The sequence below is a fragment of the Sphingobacterium sp. UBA7249 genome, from assembly GCF_002472835.1.
Taxonomy (GTDB): Bacteria; Bacteroidota; Bacteroidia; order Sphingobacteriales; family Sphingobacteriaceae; genus Sphingobacterium; species Sphingobacterium prati.
The window spans coordinates 112809-138111 of sequence record NZ_DKST01000001.1; the positions used below are offsets into that span (position 1 = coordinate 112809).

A 25303-nucleotide genomic window follows, 5' to 3' on the forward strand; every position below is an offset into this window, starting at 1 on the left:
TGGAGGCTTTCTTATCTTATTAAGTTGTAATTATCTTCGCACTGTATTTAACCTGATAGGCAAAGTATAAGCCACCCGTACAGGTTCTCCGCGTATCATCCCAGGCTTCCATTTCCTAAGTTTTTTTACCACATTTATACCAGCCTCACCGGTACCAAATCCTAAATCCTCCTTCACTTTAACATCTTCTACTTTACCGTCTTGATTAATAAAAAAACTGATTTCCAAAATACCGCTCACTTCATTTATTAAAGCTTGTTTTGGATATTCAAAATTTTTCGAGATAAAAAACATCAGCTGATCCTTTCCTCCTGGATATTCAGGTTCTACTTTATAAGAAGTAGAATCATATCGAATAGTAGTTCCGTTTGCTTTTGTTTTTGTACCCGACAGCAATTTCCCCTCCTTATAACTTTCTACAAAAGAGTCTCGGCCAATTCTTCCTTTCCATTCTCCTTCACGTAAATTGTTGACCATACTACCTTCCTCATAACCTCCTTTTTCGTCTACACTAAAATGAATGTGGCCGGTCCCGTTTTCCAGCGTTTTGTTATTCAAAGAGTCATAATACACGATATAGACCGGCTTGTTTATCACCAACTTCTTTTTCTTAACTTCGCTAGGATAAAACACCATCATCTTCAACTTATTATTCGGATAGAGATAAAAAGCCGAGTCTACCAGTTTACTATTATCACTGAAATTCTCAAGACTCTTTAGCGTGCCATTTTCAAAAAATTCGTACTTTTTTCCTTGAAACTTAAACGGCTGACGTCCATTTTTACTAACACTATTGAGCTTTAACGAATCATTGTGCAAATAATACTCCTCTATTCGATAAATGTTTTCTTTTCCTTGAGCTTCCAGATGAACTGTTCGGATAAAATAGGCTGAGTCCTGTTGCTTGGTTTCTTCCCCATCTTTCTTATGATAGGACGTAAAGGTAACTTGTGCCGAAAGGCTTGAGCAGCAAAAATTGAGCAGTAGAAAACAAACAAATTTCGCCGTAAAATGCAAATAATACTTCATTATCGTTATTAATATCGGCGTAATTTAACAAATTACCTGAGTAAAATTATAAATTGACAGGTTAAATAATCATTAATTCCATTCCCTAGCGCTACAATGAATGAAACCGGGTTTTCCACATTATGTTAATAACATTGTTGATAAGTCAACACCTTACAGTCTTTCCTCATCTCGAAGCCTGATAATTTCTTCCAATGCCTGTATATCAATTCGATCTTTGAGTCTATTTACGGCTTCGAATCCCTTCATATCTGTCAATATGTCCAAGCGAAGACCATTATTTAAATGGAAATCAGTCCATCCTGCAACAAAAGATATTGTTTCCAGTTTGGGAATATCTCAAATTTTTTTTATCAAAAATATCCATATTTTATTTATGGTTAAACAACAAAAAGCCACATCATCTCGACGTGGCTTAAAATAAACAGTATCGGGAGTACCGAGTACACTTTGTATCAATATCCCGGGTTTTGTGTAAGGCCAGTTCCTAAACTTATCTGAGCAGACGGAATAGGATACACCAGGAATTTCTCGTCTTTCAGATTTTCATATTTTTTAAGGGCTAATTTCGTACGGCTAAAGTCAAACCAGGTCTCGCCTTCAAACATAAGCTCTTTTTCTTTTTCTTCTTGCACGGCAGTAACGAAGGCCTCCAGATTAGCATATGTATCGATCGGAACGGCGACACCAGCGCGCGTCTGAACAGCTTTCAATGAGTTGTACGCTGCTGTGCTCACATTATTATCAACACGCGCCTTAGCCTCCGCATGGATCAAGTAAATCTCTGCAAGCCGGATAACGGTCAGGTTTTGACTCGCTGGCGAGAAATTCGGAAATTTACCCATGAAATAGTTATTATTACTTCCTTTTTTAACCGTAAAATCCTTTCGTTTGTCTTGCTCCGCATATAAGTCCAGAATTGCCGAATCTTTGGCAAAGAATAGCACACTAGGATTATCATTAGCAACTGCTGCCAGTGGATTGGTTGCTTGATCGTCAAATTGAATTTCGAAAATAGCTTCATTTGTATTTTGCGTTGTCCAGATCGTACTGTATTCAGTGACCAAGCTAAAGCCTCCCTCAGTCAGCACTTCGCTCGCCATATCCGCTGCTTTTTTATAGTCATTGGTAATGGAAGCCTGATACAGATACACCTTTGCCAGCAGCGCCTTCGCTGCCCAATGAGAAGCCCGCCCCTTGGCGGCATCGCCGGTGTTTGGATTTTCTTTGGGAAGCGCGGCAATAGCATCCGTCAGATCCTTAACAATCTGCGTGTAAAGTGCTGTTTTGTCAGATTCAGCGATATCAATATTATCCCCTTCCTTGGTATAAGAAAGTTTTAGCGGAGCTTTATTAAAGGCGCGTACCAGAAAAAAATAGTTTAATGCCCGAATAAATTTAGCTTCGCCAACAAACATCTTTTTCTTGTCTTCAGTAATCATCGTCTCAGTCATTTTTGGGACTTCCTCAATCACTTGGTTGGCCGCATTTATCGTGGTATACACAGCTTGCCACATATTGGCTATCCAAGGATTGATCGCCTGTATTTTGTGCTCTGCAAAGTTTTCATATTCAGGGAAACTGGAAGCATGCCGAACATGGGCTGCTGAAAACTCTGGAACAACAATGATGGACTGACCAAAAGAAAATGAATTCATCATCGTCCGGTACATTCCCAAAACAGCAGCATTAGCATTGGTTTCGGAATTGAAAAATTTATCTTGAGTAATCTGCCCAAGCGGGTCCCGATCTAAAAATTTAGAACATGATATTGCAAAAGACGCGATCATGCTCACCAAAAAAATTAATACTATTTTATTCTTTTTCATCCGTTTAATTTTTTTAAGTTGTGATGAAGCTATCAAATTTATTTTTCACCCAATTTTATATTCTAATTGGTGTTCAAGAGCTCATCCGAATATTTCTGATTGGATTCTTTCCTATCGGTTGAATAAATCATGATGGTTTCATCCGTACAAATTATTACGAGTATATGTTATAAATTAATTAGCGCGCTCGCTACGCTCGGTTAGTTTTTCCTCCTGTGCATATTGCCAGGCGTATCTTACCGCTATGGGGTGACTCCTAGACAGTGGTGAATCCTTGCAGCAGCTGAGCTTTATCTTCATGGCCTGAACAGTTTAGAACGTCAAGTTAACACCCGTCGTGAAAATACGCGGCTGTGGATAACTTCCGTAATCATACCCATAGATAAGCCCCGTATTGGCACCGCCATGGCTTGAACTCACCTCTGGGTCATAACCTCTATAGCTTGTAAATACAAATGCATTCTGCACAGTGGCATACCAACGGAGCTTTTTCATTTTTATCTTCTCCGCAATACTGGAAGGCAATGTATAGCCAAACGTGATATTTCTAATTCTAAAGAATGAACCATCTTCGACAAATCGCGATGATATTGCCCCATTGTTAAGATCCCCAGGAGCTGGTCTAGGAACATCCGTAATATCGCCAGGTGCTCTCCATCTATCCACAAAGTCAACGAACTGATTGGAGCTTGGATTGAATCCTTCCAGTCCCGATGCCAGGTTATAATTGAAGATATCATTCCCATACGTGAATTGCCCCTGAATACTTAAATCAAAATTCTTATAAGCAAAGTTATTGGTAATACCGCCAAAGAACGATGGATTAGGATCGCCGATCATCCTTTGATCTTTGTAGTCTGTTGGTGTTACGGCAGAGCCATCTGCACCTAGGTAATCGATCATCCCGGTCTGTGGATTGACACCTGTCGCCTGCCAGCCATAGAATACCCCAAGCGGCTGTCCTACTATGGCACGGTTCAGATCACCTACCCCGCCACGCATTTCTGTCAATCCCTCAGGTAAAGCCACTACTTTATTTCTATTAAAAGTCATGTTCAGCGAAGTTGTCCACTTGAATTCACCTACCAAATTCTTGGACGTTAGTTCAAATTCAAAGCCTTTATTTTCTATATCACCAGAGTTTGTAAATCGGTTGAGATAGCCCGAACTGGTCAGGATAGGCAGTCCGATTAACAAGTCTGTCGTTTTTTTGTAGTAGTAATCAGCTAACAATGAGATTCTATTCCCCAAAAAGCCAGCATCAACACCCACATTCCACTGATTGGTGGTCTCCCATTTTAAATTACGATCGCCCAACACATTGGGCACAAACCCCGCGAGTCCCATGTAGTTGTAGCCACTAGAATATAGTGAACGACTGGCATAGTTGCCGATGTTCTGATTCCCAGTAATCCCCCAGCTCGCGCGAAGTTTTAAATCATCGAGTACCTTAGAATCTTTCAAGAAATCTTCCTCTGTAAGCCGCCATGCTCCAGCAAATGATGGGAATACGGCCCAACGGTTGTCGGCGCCAAAACGTGATGAGCCATCCGAGCGCACATTTGCATTGAGGATATATTTATCTTTATAAATGTATGTTGCCCGGGCAAATCCAGAAGCGATGGCCCATTCTTCTGGATACGAATTTGCACCGGTAATAACACCTCCGGCAGTGATATAAGGAATATCGTTATTCGGAAAATTTGAACGTTGTCCATGCACAAACTCAAGTCTGGATTCTTGAACCGAAAATCCCCCTAGTACATTGATGCTATGATCACCAAATTTCTTGTCATAGGTTAAGGTTGTTTCGTTGATCCAAAGCTGATCCCGGGTATTACGACGAGCACCAATACCTCCCTGACTAGCGTAAGAGCGAAGTCCGACAGGCGGCATGAAGAAGGTTTCATCAATAAAACTGATATCTGTACCGAAGCTTGTCTTTAGTAGGAGTTCTGGCAATATATTGTATTCTGCGCTAGCATTCGCTAATACACGAAAAGTCTCCGCTTCATTTGTCGGGAGCGTTAGCATAGCAACAGGATTTTCACGTGTCGTTCTTACCTGATCGTAGACAAAGTTGCCAGCCGCATCGTATACCGCTAAATTAGGTGGAGAGAATATACCACTCTTGGTGGCTCCTTCTTTTGAGTTTTCTTCCTGTACACGTTGGTTAACAGCTCTGGTGAGGTTGATCGCCGTAGAAAATCTAAGTTTCTCATTATGTTGATGATTGAGATTTATACGACCGCTTAACCGATTAAAGTCGGATCCCAACAGTACACCACCCTGTTTCATATACCCAATGGAGGTATAATATTGGGTCTTTTCGCCACCGCCACTTGATGAAAGCTCGTAGTTCCTCGTCCCTGCATTTCGGAAAATCGCATCCTGCCAGTTTGTATTGACATTCGGATTGGAGAATATCTGCTCGGGAATGACTGCCTTGGGATCCTGTTGCTGTAGGATTTTGTAATAATCTTTCATATAGTCCTGATACTGCTCAGTATTCATAAAATCATAATACCGCTCCTTCGGCACCTGGGAGAATCCTTCGTACATATTAAAGTTGAACTCACTTTTTCCAGCCGCACCTTTTTTGGTACTGATTAAAACGACACCATTTGCAGCTCTTGAGCCATAGATCGATGAGGATGCCGCATCTTTTAATATTTCGATCGATTGGACATCCGAAGGGTTGATCGAGGATAGCACATTGATACCTTGCGTACCGCCACCGAAATCAAAGGTAGATCCTCCTGTGAAATTGGTCGTGCTGTTGACCGGAATTCCATCGACAACATATAATGGATCCGAGCTGGCATTGATCGATGTCGTACCTCTTACCCGAATACTGATCCCACCGCCCGGCGAACCCGACTTCTGAGTGACCTGAACACCACCCGCCTTACCTTGTATCGCCTGTGTAATACTTGGCAATACCTCATCTTGGATTTCGGCAGCGCCAATACTTGATACCGCACTGGGTAGTGTAGCGCGATTCATGGTACCATAACCTACCGCAACAACTTGTACCGAATCCAGTACCTTCGTTTCACTACTAAGTACAACCTGGATATCCTTTCGATCTCCAACAAGCTGCGTGATCGGTTCAAAACCAAGGGAAGAGAACCTTAGTTCATTCTTCGGACCAGCAGCAATTTGAAATTTACCGGATTCATCCGTACTTGCGGACACATTTGCACCGACTACAGCTACAGTAACGCCTGGTAGCGGCCCTTTAGGCCCAGTTACAGTTCCTTTCACTGTCCCCTTCCCTACGGAAACTGTTCCAGCACTATCCTGATTACCGGTAACGTTTTTAGTGCTATCCTGATTAGCAGCAACAGTTGTACTACTATCCCGGCCGGCAGCAACCTTTGTCGTGCTATCCCGACCAGCGGTGACAGTGGACGAAGAATCTCTGCTATTGGCTGTCGAATCCGTTTGAACCTCCGCGGTACCAGTTGACAGGCTGACTTCGATAAGTTTTTGATTGTTTACAGGAACTTCTTTAATTGCATATCCAGTTTTTATAAAGATTAAAACCCCATTTGGATCTGCTGAAAGCCTGAACGCTCCAGTTTGATCTGACAATCCGCTATTGCCCGTTTTCTTTTCGGTGACAACCACTCCCGCAAGTGCTGTTCCCAATGAATCTGTGACTTTACCGCTAATTCCGATCGTGTCAACCGCAAGGAAAGAAAGCGGTTTAGTACGCGCAGCTACATTATTAGTGCGATACTTGGTTTCGATTGAGTGAGCTTGCCCAGAATGGCAGAATAGCGTAAAACCGCAGGCTAAGAGAAGAGAATGGTTTAGGTGGTGCATCATACGTTAAATATTTATTATGAGAATCTAATTGAAATAATTACGTTCCAAGCAAAAATTGAAATACATCTAACAAATTTGAAACATCTAAGCATTCGTCCCCCTTTGTTTCTATCAATTTTGTTACATATACTTATAGATAATAAAACGTCCTCAAATCTAATTTGTTATCCATTACTGATATTTATTTTGAAAAAATACCAACATCAGATTCACTATTTACAATTAAATAAACCACAAACAACTAAATGTCAGCAAGTTGAATACAAATTCGTTATAAAATATTTTTTCTTATGGTGCAGCAAATCCGCAGACATTGTCAGATCATAACCGCAATTACCTGAGGATCTACCTAATAGAAATCAGCTTATCCAGTCACTAATGCTAATAAGCAAACAAAAAAGCCACATCATCCCGACGTGGCTTAAAATAAACATATGAATTTAATTAAACAGTTTCTATTTGTATGCGTTTACCGAACTTGCGATCTTCCAGCTTCCGGCTTCATTTACCAAGGTAACAAGGTCCGTTTTGGTAAAATCGTTGAATTTCATTGTAATGCGTGCCACCATATAATTTTCGGATTCCTCTAAAATCTCCGTATTTGTGTTACAGTTGAGTTTCTCTCCCTTCTGTTTTTTCAAAAAGGAAATCACTTCCGAACGTTTATTGGTACGTCCATTCTGGCCTTGGATCTTTTGGCTAAAGTCGGAGGTAAATAATTGCTCCACTCCACCAGATACTCCTTCCGTCATCACAGACACATAGCTATCTATTGCCAAGTCTGCTGTGGATAGGTTCAATGCTTTTCCGGGATCAGTTGCTGCCATTGAAAAAGTAGATACTGCGATCAATGCTGCTGCTGCGAATGTCTTTACTAAAGTTTTCATCGTTTATAATTGTTTTTAGTTGTGATGAAGCGATCAGATTTATTCAATTTTTTAGGATTTATAAATCTTGATGGTTTCATAATTCTTTTACTTTATATTGTTAGTTTTTTGTCTCTTTTCTAATTGTCGCAAGGATATTGATTTTGTTGCATCATTTCCTTTAAGATTCTGATTCAAAAGTAAGACAACGCAGCATGCGATTTTATTACATTTAGATCAGCATAGGGTAAAAGTCGGTGAAAGGGGTGATTGGGGCGGTAAATGGGAAATAACTGAACGTATAGAGCAACTCAACAGTAAAGAATTATCTCCCAATCAGTTGGTCAAAAATGGAGAAACCGAATTACTCACAGCTGAAAAGCGGCTAAAATGGATGAAGGGCTAAAGTCAACCTCATTGAGCACAGTGCATCGTCGTCCATCTTTATGGAGGTATACGATCGCAAATCCAACCAGGATGGGTGTACCAACAAATTCGTTGCATGGAATGCTGATCGTTTTGGCCGGAATTGGTCCCTGGTCGTAGACAATATCGATCTCCCATTCTTCGTCTTTTACTTCTTCGAACTCCCGTTCTTTGAAATCGAAAGAAAAGGTAAGAAACTTAAAGGCAATAGCATTACAACCTTTGGGCAGCAGCAATGCTCTCTTGATATCGAATATTGGAAAGGATACTTCGATCTCGTTATCTTCAGTCAATTTAACTGCAGGATCAATGTTCAGCGCATCCTGCATGTGACAATTATCATTGAATTGGAAATTCACCAATCTGTCGAGGGCGCAATTGTCTAGGCACAGTGTCCCCCGATCGTCGCTGATATTTGTTTTCATGGCCCGATATACCTGTCGGTTTAATCGATTGCCCATTTGAACATCATGCAGTTTTTGATGCACCAAGTTGAACGCTTGCCTAATTGACGCAGCGGCACGGCTTGCCTGTCCAAAGTCTTTCCCCGCATTCTTCGTTTCTGTATTTTGTTTTACACGATGCGGTCTGCTTTGAATATAGTTCTTTGTTCCTACCTTTCTACTTACCAGCGGCCCAACTAGGCCCCGAATATATCCATTATCATTTATTCCCATACTATAAATATACTAGCATAATAACTGTGTATCAATCATTTATTTGATTTTTAGGAATTTCAAAATTCGGATAGAACAGCAATTATAAATTTGGCAATTTGGGAGGCACTTTCTTAAAGATAAGTTATGACCAAACTCACACCAACTCCTGACTGCAAGTGAATTGTTAAAAGCATGTCAACATGGTAACCGTACTGCTAAAGGTGGACTCAACGTGGACTCACTGTACACGCAAAGCGGTTACAGTCAGGAGTTGGCCATAAGTTGGTATGGAGTTAGTATCAGGAAAGTATGATTACGTGCGTCGAGCGGTTATGTTGAACTTAGAAAATAAAGTGATCACGATGGTGCTTGAGATAAAACCCACAAACAAGGAATCACGAATGGAAGATTGGTCATCCAAGAAATAGTATACAGCTGATGATATTGAAAAGCAGATGATAAAGGACAATGCTAAAACCAGTATAAATTTGATCTTCATTGGGTGAAGGTTAATATTTCTATAGTTCAATATACAAAAAAGTATTGAAATTTTAAAAGGAAGTTCCCTTTACTTTGTACGTTTAATGGGCCTTCAGTCACAACTTACATTCCCCATACAATAGCAAGCAACGTTTTCCACATCGTTATTAACATCGTGTGGAAAACTTAAAATGAATTTTGCTCCGAGTCATTTTTCTCACCGTCAAAATAGATCAGTCATAATAAAATCTACATTTAGCAATTAGAATTTGGTTTTCTTCATACTTATAAATTAGCCTACGTTCTTCATCAATGCGACGTGACCAGAATCCGGAATACTTATGTTTTAAGGGTTCGGGCTTACCCAACCCTTCGAATGGGGTCCTTGCGATATTACTCCTCCGGCAACTGCTTTTCAAATGATTTTCCCACTTTGAGCTTTTCAATTGCTGCGTCAAGACGCTGTTCATTTTTTCGGGAAGATAGTTCATGGCCTGTTGCCATCAAGGAGTTATATTCTTCAAGAGACATAACAACAATACCAGAGTCTTTACCTCGATTAATAATCAAGGTTTCAAAATTTTTAGAAACCTTATCCAGATAACGTTTTATATCTTTTCTAAAATCTGATACACGAGCTATCAACATAACAAAGCACCTTTATTTGTGCAAAAGCACAATTAATAAATAATAGAATTTAGTCAGGCTATGGATGGAAACAATAACGTCAGTTCTATTTTTCAGCCTGCTACTGCATGCGGATATAACTACCATTTGCATAATCAAGCTTCTGTGTAGAATAGTTCGTTTGAGGGCAACAGTTATTTTTTATTAATCAATAGCTTGATTTTTCAGGCAACACTCTAGATGCGCAGTAAACTATAAACACACTAGCAAGAACAGATTGTAAAGCAATGCGATATATAGAGGAATTATTATCTAGGAAACAGAACAAGGAGGCTACACACACAAATGCTTCGACGGCAATTAAGAACAGTACTAGTTTGAAGTGCTTTTTGACATTACCTGATGTTAAGAGATAATGAAGCCATGCTCCCAATATGCCAATTAACGAAGAGCTGATAGCAATAATAAAGATAGGAATCCTACCATTTAAAAAGTAATTTAAACCAGCGAATATGATCGCTGTAATGAGTAAGTATTGAAAAAAAGACAAAAACACTGTCAAAAATATTTTATTTTTCATAATGTTGATATTTAAAAAATTCCAATAATTTAATTAATTCCTGAGGGAGACTGTAACGTAAACTGTGTCAGAGGAATAATTCAATAAGATTATTTATATTCAATTATTCAAACGACACGGTCATGAAAGAAAAAGACCCATTCGACTTTGAACGCTTCAAGGCAGAAGCCATGCAAGGTCTTTACGAAGGTAAAAGTTTGTCTCCAAATGATGGCGTCCTAGCGCCGTTAATGAAGCATCTGTTGGAATCAATGATGGATGGAGAACTGGAAAATCATTTGAACGAAGAGAAAGCTTCGGGCAATAGCAACCGGCGAAATGGCAAGACAAAAAAGACAGTCCGTGGCCTTAATACTGGGACATTTGAGCTGGAAACAGGCCGTGATAGATCTGGCACGTTTGAGCCGAAAGTAGTACCTAAAAGACAATTAATCATCACTGAACAGCTTGAGGGACACGTATTGAGCATGTATGCCAAAGGAATGAGCATACGGGCAATAAGTGAGTTTATCCGCGAAATGTATGCCATGGAGATCTCTGCCACAGAAATATCGCGTATTACCGAAAGCGTACTTCCAGCTGTAAATGAATGGCGTAGTAGACCTCTTGAAGCTGTTTATCCCTTTGTATTCCTGGACTGCATGCACATTAAAGTCCGTCAGAATGGAACTGTTGAATCAAGAGCTATTTATAACATACTAGGAGTTGGTATGGATGGTAGAAAAGATCTGATCGGTCTTTATAGTTCAGAAAATGAGGGAGCTAAGTTCTGGCTTTCAGTTCTTACTGATCTAAAGCAACGTGGCGTTGAAGACATCCTTATTGCTTGTATTGATGGTCTAAAAGGGTTTCCTGAGGCCATAGAAGCTATTTTTCCAAAAACAAAGATCCAGTTGTGTATTGTTCACCAAATCAGAACAAGTATGCGCTATGTAACTGAGAAAGATAAAAAGCTTGTTATGGAGGATTTAAAGCCAGTGTATAAAGCCGTGAACGAAGAAATAGGTTATGAGAACCTACTGTCTTTCGAAGAAAAATGGGGCAAGAAATACCCTCTCGCTGCCAAATCCTGGATGGATAATTGGACCAATCTTTCTACTTTCTTTGAGTACGAGGATCAGGTTCGCAAGATTATATACACCACAAATCCGATCGAGGGAATGCACCGTCAGATACGAAAAATCATTAAGTCTAAAGGAGCCTTCAGCTCCGAACAGGCACTAATGAAATTGATGTATCTGATCATAAAGGATATCGCAAAAAAATGGACGATGCCAATGCATAACTGGGGCTTGACCATATCCCAACTTTATATTAGATTTGGGGATAGACTCAAACTCGAAAGAGGTTTTTAAGTTTTAATCCTATGACACAGTTGGTGTTACACTCCCTCCTGAGGAGGTAAATACCGTTACAAAAAACACCAAGACTACAATTGATATAGTCTTGGCGATTTCTCCATTATAATTCTAATTTATCCATAATTAGCAGAAACAATCTTTCTTATTGAATCTGTAACTTACCATACAGCATATTTGTCGGATTGGCAATAGATCGAATTGCTGCTACAGGCAGCTTTACACTTGTATCCGAACTGAAGACCCAATCAAATTTAAATTCCAGTTCTTTTGAACCATCTCCGAATAGATCATCAACAGGTTTCACTTGTGTTGCTCTTGTGTTCCAATTATTTCCACCATCAATACCGGTACGTTTCAGATAAATTCGATCTGCTTCCCGTCGGTAGGTGTAAGTTGCCGAAGCAATAAATGTTGAGGTTCCAGATGTATAATTAATATAGAAAATGGCTGAACTGCTATTTGTCATTGTAAAGTACATATTGTTAATCGTCCTTCCACTTGCCTTGAACAATTCGGTTACACGATCAAAAATAGCAACGTTTGCATCTACTCCATTGACTTTACCTCTACTAACCATCTTTTTAAACGGTTTACTATTTCCAAAGGCATCTGAAACACTATAAAGGGCTGGAGAGGTCTGGCTTTTCAATGTTGTCGCGGTATTGTCCGTACTTTCACCCTCAATCGCGCTTCCCTTTATCACAAAGCTTCTGATTTGTTTATCCACAATCTTAACGGGTTTAACCAAATTGTAAGATGAGGAAGTTGTGTAATAAGAAGTCTGATAGACGCTGTCAATCCCGCCAGAAGAATTAACGTAGACAAAATTCGCCATCTTACCAATGTAATCGATTTCAAGGCTAATCTTTCCACCACCAGCATTATCAAAGTAAGTAAAGCCGTAATTATTGTTCAAGAGATTTGTAAAATCAGTATTAAATTTGTTCAATCCCCCATTTAAATAGCTTTCCTGTTCTTCTTTTGAAAGCCTGATCAATGTAAAAGGCTGACGGTATTTTTTACCCGTAAAGAATAGTGTATCCGCATTATGCCGTTCATAAAGAAACTCAATATCACTTTTAAATCCTGATCCGGCTGCACCGCCGGCATCTGGAGCCGGATCTTGCATAATCGTAATATAATTGTAGGTATCAAAAATCAATGTTGGTGTAAACAACGGCGAAACACGGTAGGTGGATGATTTCAATTCATTCCCGGAAGATGTCGAGTAATCACTCAACATATCCACGGTCTGATCATTTTTAAAATTAAAATAGAATCCAAATCCACCTTTTGCTCCGGTAGAAAATCCCCCTTTCCAACCGTTGGGTGCATTGACCAATTCATTTCTGATATATGTGAGCGTATCCGAAATACGCTCTTCTGGTTTTTGTCCAAATACATTCTCGACAGCATCCTTCTTACATGCTACAGCAAAAAGAAGACAGCCTGCCAAAAAATTAAAAAATACTCTGTTCATATTATTTAAGCGTTAATGGTCCATAAAAATAGTTTGCTGTAACTCCTTTTTCATAAAATCCACCGTAGGTGCGGTATAGGGGATCAGTTGAACTGATTCCGGATGGAAGCCATCCCGCCACGAAAATGCGATTCGTCAAATATGGTAATACATAACCTTCAAATCCTTGGAGTAATATGCTACCATTTCCATTCGCCATTGCTCCGGAACTATTTGTGCTCTTCACAAACTGTACTTCGCCATTTACTGGATTATTGATCATCTGGAAATAGTACTCTGCGATATAAGTTGTACTAGTTGGTGATATCGTAAACCCGAGTCTCACTGCCACATTCGTTGCATCTGTAAAGTTCAATTGGAAATAAGTTACTTTACCGGTACTGTAGCCAGGATTCTGTTTTACATAAGCTGCCTGCACATTATCCATCAGCGTTTTAAAAGTTGAAGAAGATCCATAAGTTGTCAGATAATTTGCTCCAGGCGTATATGTAATCGTAGCAACTTTATTGGTATTGATCCAATTCGCCAAGGTCTGGGTCAAGTCCGCTGGATCTTTTGCACTATATAATGTTTTGAAAGCATTCTGAACTTCAGTTTGTAATACACGAAAGTCAACATCAAAAGCATCTTTAAAATAACGAACCACAATTTCTTCTTTTTTTCGCAATTTCTGCTGGGCAGAAATTGGAGCTGACACAACATAATTGTCAAACCAGACCTGTCCTTCAACCAGAAGGTGAGCGGTCATCTCCGCAAAATCCTCCGTATACTGTCCACGGGCATAACGGCTTACAAAACCCAAAGATTTCGCCACCGCATCAGTATTAGACGAATTGGTCCAATCTGCATAGTAATCGCCTTTAGTCACCGCCTCAAAATCAGATGGAATAGGCACATTCTGATTTAGTATATGGGTGAATTCGTGATGTATTGTTCTTAATTTGCGACGTACACCATTATCTCCTTCTACCGTTGCAGCATTGAAACTATTAACGCCATATAACGTCACCTTCCGTCCTCCGTCAGCTGTACCCAAGGTAACTGATCCATTCGTATTATAGGAAACCGAGCCATATAATAGGTACTGTTTCGGGGCAAGCGTCTTGATAAATTTATTCCCCGCAACCTTTTGATAGGGTTTCAAATAAAGGTTTAATACAGCCACCATCATTGGTTTAACCTTATCTATGGCAACTGGCGCAATATCTTTGGAGACATCGGTCAAGTTGCGATCAAAACGGTAAATAACCTCTATATTAAAGGGATCCGTCAATTCGCTCATCAACCATTGATCCACTTCACTGTTTCCCTCGGGATCAGTGTTAAAACTATTCATATCAACATCCAGCTTATCACTATCTTTTGAACAGGATGTAATCGTCATCATTACAAGCACACAGCCTGTAATAATATATTGGAAATATCTTTTCATAACAGCAATATCTATCTAGGGTTAGCAGGAATTCCGGTATTAATAGCATCTTGAGGAATCTGAAATACCCGTCTCGGATCATTTTTATCCAAAGTTTGGAATGTTTCGTTTCCACTTGCTTCTATAAAATTGTGTTTTACAGTCAAACCATGTCTTAGAATATCCATCCAGCGAATTCCTTCCTGCATAAATGCAATACGTTTGATTTCAAGAATAGCCATGATCACTGCTTCTTTGTCCGATAAATTACTTACACCAGCATTTGTCTGGAAATAGTCCTTAATTTTTGGAATAGTCAAGGCGTGAGCTGTAGGGTTATACGCATCTATATTGGCTGTACCAAAGTCATTGAGATCCTTTAAAGCCAGATCATAGCTTCCTTTTTGCACATATGCCTCAGCACGGTTCAATAGTACCTCATCGGCAGTTAAAAGCGGCGCCATAATGTAAGGATATCCTGTCCCAGCTTGAAAATTTGTATAATAGAATAATTCATTAAACTTGTTCGTCGTATAGTTTGGTGCTGTATATACGCCAAATTTATTAATCAATTTGGCGCCATACACGGTGTTACCGGTATAGATATTTTTTACCGTTTCACCAAAACTATAGCGCGCATTTCCGGCCCCGCTACTGCGCTGAAAAACTGAATATGTATTCGCTAACAGCAGATTCCATGACTTGCTTGCCTTTGTATACTCTTGCCGATATTCCGCATAGGACCTCGGATTTAAATCCGTTACATACTGACGGATATTTCCTTTAAAATTACCATCAGGATAAACGGCAGAGGCATATTGTATCGCCTTATCCCAATCGCCTTTGAAGAGGTAGAAGCGGACGGCAAAAGCGAACGCTGCCTGTTGAGTAAAATGGTAATGTGGCACTTCGTACTTCGCCCCTTTTAACAACGCTAGACCTTCCTCCAAGTCCTTTTCTATCTGTGCATAGGTAGAAGCAACCGTTCCACGCTCATAAACTGGCCTTGTAGTTGTCTCTGGTTGAAGTGGATATGGAATACCAAGTCCTGAATTATCACCGCCGATTTGATAAGGATTGCTAAAAAAAATCGATAACATAAAAATGGAGTATGCTCGGGCGACTAACGCCTCCCCTTTATATTGATCAGCAGCAGCACCAAATTTTTCTTTTTCTATCGCAGCCAAAGCTTCATTGGTAACAGCTACTGCACGATAGCAGGCATTCCAATATTCTGCAGGCGAACCATTGCCTGTCTCTTGTACAACATTCCAATTGTAAAGACTGATAAAAGGTTCGTTATTATGGCCAGCCAAAGCTGCACTTTTATCTTCGGCGTTATCTGAGGCAGTTTCCGCAAAGGTATAATAATTCCGATCCGGATAGGCTGTCACCAAAAGTTGCGATAACTTCTCCACGGTGTTAATCTGCGTACGCATATCAGGTTCTTCTTCGAGGTATTTGTTACAGCTTGTATTCAATACCGAGAGACCTAATGTTAAGAGTATAATTTGTTTATAATTTCTTTTCATCTTGTTCATTTTTTAGAATCCCAATTTCACGGCCAATGTGTACTGTCTAGGGATAGGCATTGCTACACCACCATTATTAAAAAACTCGGGGTCAGCACCGTTCAGCTTTTTATCCGAGTATAGCAAGGCTATATTGTTTCCTACCAGCGAAATCTGCGCCGTGCTGAATCGCAGCTTCGACACCAAAGTTTTAGGCAATTCATAGGATATGGCTACATTTTTTAAACGAATAAAATCTCCCTTGGCAACCCGTTGATCCGAGTAGTTGTATACATTATATGGATAGATTGCATCTGTTGTGGATCCATTGGGTCTATAAATCCTGTTATCTGCCGTGAACTTATCCAATATCGCCGGGATATTGGTCATTCTTTCATCTCCGGGCATTTGCCAGCGGTTGACCATATCCTTTGACATGGAGTTCATATCAGAATAGGTTGCTGAGAAAGTTGGCTGTAAACGCACATAGTTGCCTGTCGCAAATGTAAATAGTGTGGATAAAGTGAAAGCCTTATACGAGAAATTATTATAAAATCCACCAGTAAATGTTGGATCTACTGGGCCATGGTATTTCAGGTATTTAACATCGGTCGTGTTCTGCAAATAAATATAAGGCTCATTCCGTTCTCCATTTACACCAACGTATGTTGGGTAACCATATTGGGGATTTAATCCATCGAATTGGAGCGAAAACAATCCGCGTTGTGCATACCCTTTCATTGGCGCCCCCTCAGCACGAACCAGGTTCCAGATGTTCGGGTTTACCTCAAGCTCCGTGATCTTGTTCGTATTATAAGCAAAATTAAACTGGGTCCGCCATTTAAATGACTCTCCTCTCACGGGAGTTCCCGCAATGGTAAATTCAAAACCCGAAGACTTCATTTTTCCATAATTGGCATATTTGGTGTTTTGACCTCCGATTCCCGAAGTTTTCAAGTACCCCAAAAGATCGAAGATATTTCTTTTGTAGTAATCCATAGTGATATTTACCTTGTCATTGAACAATCCGATATCAGTACCGACATTGAACTCATACAATTTTTCCCATGTAAGCTGGCTATTGGCTAAACTGGAAATATTGATTGATGTCTCCTTTTCATTCTCATAGGGGCGATAGGTAATCCTGTTATAATATAATGTCGTAGAATTGGACGCGTCGCCCATATTAGCAACCAAACCGTAGGTACCTCTCAGACGCAATGAACTAAACACATCACCTTTATTGAAGAAATCTTCCTGATCTACGTTCCATGCTCCTGAGATATTCCAGGTAGGCAACCACCGCACATTACTTGTTGATCCCATTTTATTGGATCCATCGTATCGAACAGTTGCGTTAATAGAATATTTTTCTGCAAAGCTGTAGGCTCCCCGAAACATAAAAGCGACATTCCGGTCTTTTCCATGGTTCATTCCAAAATAAGCATCACCGGTTTCGATCATTTTTTTGAAATACTTATAATTCGGATTTACCAATCCGCCGTTTGCAAATTGATATCCAACCCCATCATAATCCGAATTCTGACGATCAGCCATTCTGATCTCCATTGAACCAAATAAATTAAGACGATGGTCTTGATTAAATTGCTTATCGAATTCTAAATTATGTCGGAAGTAATAATTTTTGATATCATTGTTGGTCGTATTGAAGAAACCTCCATTAGGGAGAATAACAACAGCTGGATCGTTTGGAAAATCAGGATCTTTATACAAGAAATTATTACCATCATTGACGATTGTATTTGCATTTGCACGAAATGTCGAAGCCATATTGGAATTCTCCAGGACAGAATGATTTCTTTCAGAAAGCGCATAACGATAAGCCGCATCGATCGAGTAAACCAAAGATGGCATGATCCGATATTTGATACCACCTTGTATCTTCAAATCAATCATCCGTAGTTGCATATAATTTGTATTCAGCTCGTTGATAATATTGAAAGGAGCATAGTTTCGGGTAAAATATTCCAAACTACCATCCTCATTGTATGGTGTTATCAACCTACTGGTATTTAATGCGTACGAATAAGGATTGATATCAAAATCCCTAGAATAAGAACCGTATACAGGATCCGATTGACGTGTTAATGTACCCGGCGCTTTCTGGTCCCGAATTGATCCATTAATCAATAGTTCCGCGGAGAACTTGTCTGAGAATTTAACGTTTTGGCGTATATTCCCGGTGAAACGTTTCACATTGTCCACTAAAGTCTGTCCATTATCTCCTGTATAACTTGTAGAAATATAGGTCTGTGCTTTGCTTGATCCCGAGGTGATACTCAATGAATGCTCTTGTAACAACGAATTCCTAAAAAGCACATCAAACCAATCCGTATTTGCTTTGGTGTACCTTTCTAAAAATTTAAGTCTTTCGCCACGGGTGTTTTTCAATGCAAAAGAGTCCGTATTTTCATCATAAACATACATTTGATTATACATTTTTGTAAAAACACCACCATTTGCAGCATTGGCAACCGCAGCGTGATCCAGATAGCCTTTATTTTCCATTTCCAGCAAAACAGACATCTGTTCGGCCGAATTCATGATATCAAACTGACTGTAGCTCGGCTTTAAATAAGTCGTAAATGTTCCAGAATAATTTACTTTCGCTTTACCTTCTGTATTCACCCCTCTTTTGGTATTGACCACAATGACACCATTCATGGCACGTGCACCATACATCGCAGTTGCCGCTGCATCTTTCAGAATAGTAAAGGAGGCAATATCATCCGGATTTAAACCTGCAACTGATGACCCTAGTAAAGTATTTGCATCTCCCGAAGAGAGGGCTTCATTGGAAATATTGACCACATCTTCCAAGATAATTCCATCAACAACCCACAACGGCTTGTTATCTCCAGACAGCGAGGTCGCTCCCCTGACACGAACCTTAGGTGCAGCCCCAAAGGTTCCCGAAACATTCTGGACAGAAACTCCGGCCGCCTGCCCCTCTAGCATTCTCGTAATATCTGGTACACCGCTCCGTTCTGCATCCTTTGCATTTATTTTGGAGGATGCCCCGGTAAACAATTTACGATCTATATTTTGGTAACCAGTAGCGACAACATCAACGACATCTAGCTGGTTGTCTAAAGACGTTAAAACGATGGGAACATTTGCTCGACCATTTACAGCAACTTCCATTTCGGAAAATCCGACATATCTGACAACTAATGTGGCTGTACTAGGTGCATTTATCTTAAATCTTCCTTGTTCATCGGTTTGGGTAGAAACTGAAGTTCCTTTTACGGTCACTGTAGCGCCGCTCAGTCCTTTTCCGTCTTTATCCTTAACAGTACCTGTAAGGGTTTGTTGTAACGATGCAGTTAATGCATTTGAATTGATGGATTTTAAATTACTGTTGACAGAAATTGTATTGGCAATAATCTTATATTCAATATTATTATTTTTCAATACAGCGTTGAGTGCTTCCTCAACAGTGGCGTTCTTGACATTGACTGAAATTCTCGCTTTCGAATTCAGATTTTCACTGTATAGTACGCGCAGATGAGACTGCTTGGAGATTGCAGATAATGCCTCTTCAATGCGTGCATTTCGCATGTTCAAGGTGACTTTCTGGGCAGTACCTTTGGCATGCACACCTGTAACAAATGCGAATAAAAGACATGTACTAATTTTCATAATACGCAAGGGTTTACAAAAACGTGGATCTTGAGGGATCAAGGACCACCTTTTGCTAAATGGTAAGTTATTCATACATTTACACTTTGTGGTTAATTGGGGTTTAATTGTTCACTTTTTAATTTAGGACCTGATAATCACATTTTTCTGAACAGGGATGCGCCAACATTCCTGTTCTCTTTTTTAAGGTCTTTTGGGTAGGTATTAATTTGTCATAAGCAATGGGTTTGGGTTTAGTTAAATATTATTTTAGCTTTTCGTCTCAATAATCAATTTTCTTCCATCCACTTCAAATTTGAGGTTACTTACATAGGATAGCATTTCCAGCACTTGAGATAGTTTAACATCACGCTCGATACTTCCGGTATACTCCTTGTCCAGCTGTACGTTTCCCCTGAATTTCACATCCAGATCATACCATCTCGATAATTGATGTGCGATATCTACGATCGTTTCCTTTTTGAAATAAAACTCATTGTTGTGCCAAGACAGATCGCGTTGCAAATCTGCCCCCCCTTTGATCAGATTATCCTGAGATGACCATGCATATTCTCCGGGTGATAACTCAACACGTTCGTTATTTCTCCTAACCTCAACTTTGCCTTCCGCAAGGGTTGTACGAACTTGGTCTGAATAGGAATTCACATTAAAATGTGTCCCTAACACTTTGATCTCATTTCCCTTGGACTCCACAACAAAAGGCTGATTCGGATTATGCGCCACTTCAAAATAAGCCTCCCCGTCGAGAAAGACCCGGCGTTCTGTTTTTGAAAATTGAGCCGGAAATTTCAGTTGAGAAAGTGCATTGACCCAAACTTTTGTACCATCCACCAACGTCATTTTATAAAAACTTGCCTTCGGAACAATTAATGAATTATATTGCATTGAAATAGTCTGATCTGTCCCTTTGACGATCAACTCATTGCTATTACCAACAAGATTATTGTTTTTAGTCAGTGTTTTCGTAGAATCGTTATTCAGTGAGATCTTTGTTCCGTCTGCCAGCACTAAAATTGCTCCACTCGTTGCTGGTGCGATATCTTGTTTTTGTACAGCAACAACAGGTCTTTCTTTGGGAATATTAGCAGCAAATTCTGTTCGCCATAGTGCGAAGCATCCAATTAAAAATGTAATGGAAGCGGCAATTCCTAAGGACCATTTTCCAATTGATTTTATTCCTTTGTGGTGTTTATTATTTAGCTTATCCCAGGCTTTATTTGCATCCAATTTTCGCACAATGAATAAATCTTCTTCGATATTCTTTGCCTGGCGAAAAGATTCCAGAAATTGTTTGTTCTGCGGACTAGCTTTTAACCACTCGTCAAGCTGGCTTTGCTCTTCTCCAGTCAAGTTACCGCTAAGGAACTTCCGGAGTATTTCTGCAATATGTCCTGTGTTTTCTTTCATATATTACACTAAAGAAACGCAAGACGGAAAAAGGGGTGACAAGAATTTAAATATTTTTTAACAAAAATATAACAACAGGGAGAAATTCGGGATTCAGGCGTTTTAGCAGCATTTTCATACCGCGTTGCTTTTGTGTTTTCACGGTATTAATGCTAATCTGAAGTTCTTTGGTGATCTCAAGATTTGACAGGCCTTCGAGGTATCCCAATCGAAAGACCTGTTGGCAGGAGGCAGGCATTTGTTCAATAATTTTATAGATCTCCTGAATGAGTTCACTGTGGATCATATTCAATTCGAGTGCAGTATTGTCTTCTTCTGTAAAACCAACAACATTCCAATATTTTTGACGCACCTTTTCATGGCGTATGTGATTGTAGCAGGCGAAGCGCACAGAACTGTAGAGATAGTTTTTGATCGCAATCTCATTATCGCTAACTTGATTTGTATTTTTAAAATAGGCAATAAAAGCATCTTGTACCAGATCCTCTGCGACCGTCAGATCACCTAATATCTTCCACGCAAAATGACAGAGCCCGTTGTAGTGTGTTTTGAATAATACTTCTTCCTTCTGCATAGTTAGATCACTTCCTTTTCCAGCTATTATGTTTTATAGATGGGTATTTTAGGACATATATGTACATCTCATGAAGATGTTTAATAATTGTGCTATAAAAATGGCTAATATTTTTTATTATTTGCAAGAAAAATATTTCAAAATGGGCATTTTCCATTTTTTCTCTTAGGGTCACGCTCGTAATATTTATTATAAAACGAAAGATAAACCATACCGAGGAGATCAAAAACAAAATATTAGCAGATAACTAGGTATTAATGAAAGTAACAATTCTTTTTAGATTGAATTGTCACAAAATTATGAGAAATAATTCCTCGGGATTTTTATTTAAACAAAAAACTGGAATAGGATTATATCTCAGGCCACATTTGGTTCCGCACTTTTCATTATCGCTTCATTCCTGACCGTAATCCTTTGGTTGGACTACAGAATTACTTACAGAGCCGACGTGTTCACTTGCCTTGCTCATTCTGTTGCTTAACCGATGTATTGGTTCTTTTCCACTGTTCCCTATTACTCGAGAGATATACCAGTGTCCTGATGCCGCCCGTTGGGACGCTTTGGCTATCCATGTGAAGCCTTTGTACCTCGAAGCAATTGCTTAAGTCAAGAAACTAATGGCATTAGCCGAGTATGCGAAACGATGGAACAATACCGTGTTTCTTCCACAGTATATAAGGTTTACTTCGTTCGCTGCAGCGAACCATTCGCCACTAACTGTGTCTTCTTACTGGAATATGTAGTCTGTGCCTTGTGCCGATCGGCCTTTGTCGATTATGAACCTGTTTACTTGAAGCTATTCTGTTTTCACTTGCCCTGTCCGTCGAAATTTTCCACGATCGAAGGATTTACATCCCAGCGCAAGCGTTTACCCTGATCGGCTACGTGTTTGCTTTGGCTGCTTACCGGTTTGCAACAAGGGGGAAGCGTTTGCGTCCCGGCAAATTAATTATGGATAATCTATGCAAAAGGGGTGTCTCGCAATAATTTTGAGACACCCCTTTTTTTACCTCCATCCAATTTTATGGAGAAATAAATACCTTTTTTCTTTTTATTATCGACCAATTCCCCAACCAAGTTGTGCATAGAAACTTCCTAATCGATCAGCAGATGCGCCTGTGGCTTTCGTTACCACTGATATGTGTCATCTCTATAGGTGCAAACTATCTAATTGACTTTTTCTTTCTAGTTCGCCCGTCAACAAATGTTAGGATCAAACCGCCAAGGATTACCCATACAAATGCTGCAATAAACCAAGATAGGGTATGCTCATTAACTTTTTTTTGAAAATAATAATTGATAACCTCCCCCATAATTACCATAATAATCATTGCTAGGCAGTATCTTAAAAATACCTTATAATGATTTTTCATAATTAATTCTTTTTTAATTTTAAACACGATGTTCTCACAATCTTTTGAGCAAGCAAAGTCATTGTATTCATTTAAAGAAACTTTCACTAAAAAACAACAAGAACACACTAATAAAATTGCAAAATAAGGTTACTAGAAAGATAGGCTTATATTGCTGTTTTACAAAAAATTGAAAAATGGATATTCCAATACAAATCGTTATTAAAATTAATATAGGAATCGTAAACAATTCAACAATAACTCCTAAGGCAGTTTCTATATTTTCAGGTATTATAGCAATGTAGTAAAAATGAATTATTAAAAGCAATGCATAAACCAAGCTACTTATTGACCCAATTAATACTATTTTTAAGTTTGAATCATTCATATACTAAGAGTAAATATAGCTCTTCCATACAACGATAGAAGAGCCATTAACATAAACTATATTTCTACCCTACAGGAACATATTTTACGCTTTTCTCCGAATTTTCAAAATAACCATAAGGATAAGCTGATGTTGGATTCACATAGGTCATCTTTTTAACCTTCACACCTTTTATGCTAAACTCCTTATAAAATTCTAATCCTGTCTCCGTATACGTATAGGAATAGATATTTTCGTCTTCTGGATCATCAAACACGAAAGCTCTATTCATAGCTGTATAGATATACGCTTCATAGCTTGCGCCCCCAACTTCCACCGCATACTCATAAAATGAATCAAATAATTGTGCATTTTTCTGCATTTTCTTAATCAATGCTGCCGGATCCGATTTTATCGGAAGCATAACAACACGATTATAAGTCTTGCGTCCCTGAAGGATGACCGAATCCGCGGTTGCTTTCAGCACCAAAAACTCGAAATCCCCTTTCGTCCCGGTGTCTACTGCTCCTTCACCGGTATACGCCCCTGGAAGAGCAAAAAAGTGGATAATTTCGTTAAAAGTATCAAAAGTCAAAATAGGCCCTGCTCCAGGATAGACCTTGTAAGTGCTTTCTTGTATACTATAATTAGGTTGTATTAGGTTAGGTACATAATCAGCCTGAAACTCGACTCGTTCATCAGAGGTAAATTTTGTAAATAGATTGTAGCCGCCAAATTCCAAATCTCTACTTGGATAATATTGCATAATCCAACCGTTCGGATTTGATTTTAAAATTTGGTATGCATTGTTTACACTTGCATTCAACCGCTCTGTTGGGTTATCTTCAAAGAATCGATCGCGTTTTTTATCACAACTTGTTCCCAACAAAAGCGATACAAACATGGCTATATAAATTGAATGAAATTTCATAATCTTTTATTTATTTGATTTTTGTTTGATCAAAACCATCTAATTTCGCTGTCCTATCGAGGATATTTTTTCGAAGTAGGTCCATATCAATCCCCCACTTATCCTTCATATAGGTTTTTACGATATTAAGCTTCTTCTGTACCAGCGCCCTACCTACGGCGGTTGATCCCGGAGCCGTCAATATTGAGTTGAACTCGTTTTGACTTCTGGTCACGTAATACGAATAGAGTTCTGCGTAGTCCTCTACAGCTTCCTTTGAAGCATATGGTGAAATAAATCCATCAGCGACGGCTAAACCAATCTCGTCTTCTGAATAGGTCTGACTCCAATCATCCCCTACGTAGGTAGTGCCTGTTATGCTATTAAAATCTGAGGGGAATGGTTTAGTCTGATTCAAAATATGTTGAAACTCGTGATGTATCGTTTTAAAATAATAATGATTTAAATAATCTACGTCACTTCCACTTTCTTCATCCAGATTTAACAAATTATATAACGTCATCTTAGTACCGTTTTCAGCGGTTCCCAATACTACAGTACCGTTATTCCTAACCGAAACCGAACCGATATAATTCAATAGTTTAGGGAAATAACTCCGAATGAACTGTTTGCTTCCTGTTAAATCGTCATAAGGTTCAAGCCCCAGATATTGGATTAATCGAGTCATTCGAATCGATGCGTCATACGTGGCGGGTACCAAGTTATAATTCATATCCGACTCCTTATCTACATATTTATATAAGATATCTATGTTGTAAGGTTTTGTTATATTTTCATAAATATATTTATCTAAATCATTCTGTGTTAATTTCGAATCAATGAAAACACTATTTGGATCCAGCTTATCTTCCTTTCTACATGAAGCGAGAAAGGAAAGCATTAGACCTACATATATTAAATTTTTAAAAATGTTCAT

General features: G+C 39.2%; 18 protein-coding genes. 1 reads left to right on the forward strand and 17 read right to left on the reverse strand.

The genetic code is table 11. The annotated features are described in order from the left end of the window. Positions 1 to 30 precede the first annotated feature (30 nt). The 8 genes from B4A24_RS00475 to B4A24_RS00510 form a co-directional block, all read right to left on the reverse strand. Positions 31 to 1029: an energy transducer TonB gene (locus B4A24_RS00475; protein WP_293941207.1), complete on the reverse strand. Its 999-nt coding sequence runs from the start codon at positions 1027 to 1029 to the stop codon at positions 31 to 33. A gap of 455 nt (positions 1030 to 1484) precedes the next feature. Beyond that, positions 1485 to 2858 (reverse strand): RagB/SusD family nutrient uptake outer membrane protein, encoded by a 1374-nt coding sequence (locus B4A24_RS00480; protein WP_293941210.1) that lies wholly within the window; start codon positions 2856 to 2858, stop codon positions 1485 to 1487. Positions 2859 to 3032: 174 nt separating this feature from the next. Continuing rightward, the gene (locus tag B4A24_RS00485) at positions 3033 to 3158 is read right to left on the reverse strand and encodes a hypothetical protein (protein ID WP_293941213.1); all 126 of its coding nucleotides are present in this window, start codon (positions 3156 to 3158) and stop codon (positions 3033 to 3035) included. A 12-nt stretch (positions 3159 to 3170) separates the two neighbouring features. Further along, the gene (locus B4A24_RS00490; protein ID WP_293941216.1) at positions 3171 to 6692 is read right to left on the reverse strand and encodes a SusC/RagA family TonB-linked outer membrane protein; all 3522 of its coding nucleotides are present in this window, start codon (positions 6690 to 6692) and stop codon (positions 3171 to 3173) included. A 455-nt stretch (positions 6693 to 7147) separates the two neighbouring features. After that, the gene (locus tag B4A24_RS00495; protein WP_293941219.1) at positions 7148 to 7579 is read right to left on the reverse strand and encodes a nuclear transport factor 2 family protein; all 432 of its coding nucleotides are present in this window, start codon (positions 7577 to 7579) and stop codon (positions 7148 to 7150) included. A 347-nt stretch (positions 7580 to 7926) separates the two neighbouring features. Then, positions 7927 to 8661, reverse strand: a complete 735-nt coding sequence (locus B4A24_RS00500) for a hypothetical protein (RefSeq protein WP_293941222.1) — start codon at positions 8659 to 8661, stop codon at positions 7927 to 7929. 695 nt (positions 8662 to 9356) lie between these two features. After that, complete coding sequence (locus B4A24_RS23780; RefSeq protein WP_312400042.1) at positions 9357 to 9614, reverse strand: Txe/YoeB family addiction module toxin; 258 nt, start codon at positions 9612 to 9614, stop codon at positions 9357 to 9359. Next, positions 9517 to 9771, reverse strand: coding sequence for a type II toxin-antitoxin system Phd/YefM family antitoxin (locus tag B4A24_RS00510; RefSeq protein ID WP_293941225.1), 255 nt, complete (start codon positions 9769 to 9771; stop codon positions 9517 to 9519). Before B4A24_RS00510 ends, B4A24_RS23780 begins: the two co-directional genes overlap by 98 nt. A gap of 681 nt (positions 9772 to 10452) precedes the next feature. Here B4A24_RS00510 and B4A24_RS00515 point away from each other — a divergent pair. Beyond that, complete coding sequence (locus B4A24_RS00515; RefSeq protein ID WP_293941228.1) at positions 10453 to 11685, forward strand: IS256 family transposase; 1233 nt, start codon at positions 10453 to 10455, stop codon at positions 11683 to 11685. A 148-nt stretch (positions 11686 to 11833) separates the two neighbouring features. On the opposite strand, the gene B4A24_RS00520 is transcribed toward B4A24_RS00515, so the two are convergent. The 9 genes from B4A24_RS00520 to B4A24_RS00560 form a co-directional block, all read right to left on the reverse strand. Next, a complete protein-coding gene (locus B4A24_RS00520) occupies positions 11834 to 13171 on the reverse strand; it encodes a DUF4302 domain-containing protein (protein WP_293941231.1) in 1338 nt (445 codons plus the stop codon). Between the two features lies 1 nt (position 13172). Next, positions 13173 to 14603 carry a substrate import-associated zinc metallohydrolase lipoprotein gene (locus B4A24_RS00525; protein ID WP_293941234.1) on the reverse strand — a complete coding sequence of 477 codons (1431 nt, stop codon included), beginning with the start codon at positions 14601 to 14603 and terminating at the stop codon, positions 13173 to 13175. 11 nt (positions 14604 to 14614) lie between these two features. Then, complete coding sequence (locus B4A24_RS00530; protein ID WP_293941237.1) at positions 14615 to 16114, reverse strand: RagB/SusD family nutrient uptake outer membrane protein; 1500 nt, start codon at positions 16112 to 16114, stop codon at positions 14615 to 14617. 12 nt (positions 16115 to 16126) lie between these two features. Next, the gene (locus tag B4A24_RS00535; RefSeq protein WP_293941240.1) at positions 16127 to 19756 is read right to left on the reverse strand and encodes a SusC/RagA family TonB-linked outer membrane protein; all 3630 of its coding nucleotides are present in this window, start codon (positions 19754 to 19756) and stop codon (positions 16127 to 16129) included. Between the two features lie 249 nt (positions 19757 to 20005). Beyond that, a complete protein-coding gene (locus tag B4A24_RS00540) occupies positions 20006 to 21163 on the reverse strand; it encodes a FecR family protein (RefSeq protein ID WP_293941243.1) in 1158 nt (385 codons plus the stop codon). Positions 21164 to 21209: 46 nt separating this feature from the next. Beyond that, on the reverse strand, positions 21210 to 21737 hold the full coding sequence (locus B4A24_RS00545; RefSeq protein WP_293941246.1) for an RNA polymerase sigma factor: 528 nt from the start codon (positions 21735 to 21737) through the stop codon (positions 21210 to 21212). Positions 21738 to 22900: 1163 nt separating this feature from the next. Then, positions 22901 to 23110: a hypothetical protein gene (locus tag B4A24_RS00550; protein WP_293941249.1), complete on the reverse strand. Its 210-nt coding sequence runs from the start codon at positions 23108 to 23110 to the stop codon at positions 22901 to 22903. Positions 23111 to 23541: 431 nt separating this feature from the next. After that, entirely contained in the window at positions 23542 to 24387 is an 846-nt protein-coding gene (locus B4A24_RS00555) for a DUF4302 domain-containing protein (protein ID WP_293941252.1), read from the reverse strand. A gap of 10 nt (positions 24388 to 24397) precedes the next feature. Continuing rightward, positions 24398 to 25303 carry a zinc-binding metallopeptidase gene (locus B4A24_RS00560; protein ID WP_293941255.1) on the reverse strand — a complete coding sequence of 302 codons (906 nt, stop codon included), beginning with the start codon at positions 25301 to 25303 and terminating at the stop codon, positions 24398 to 24400.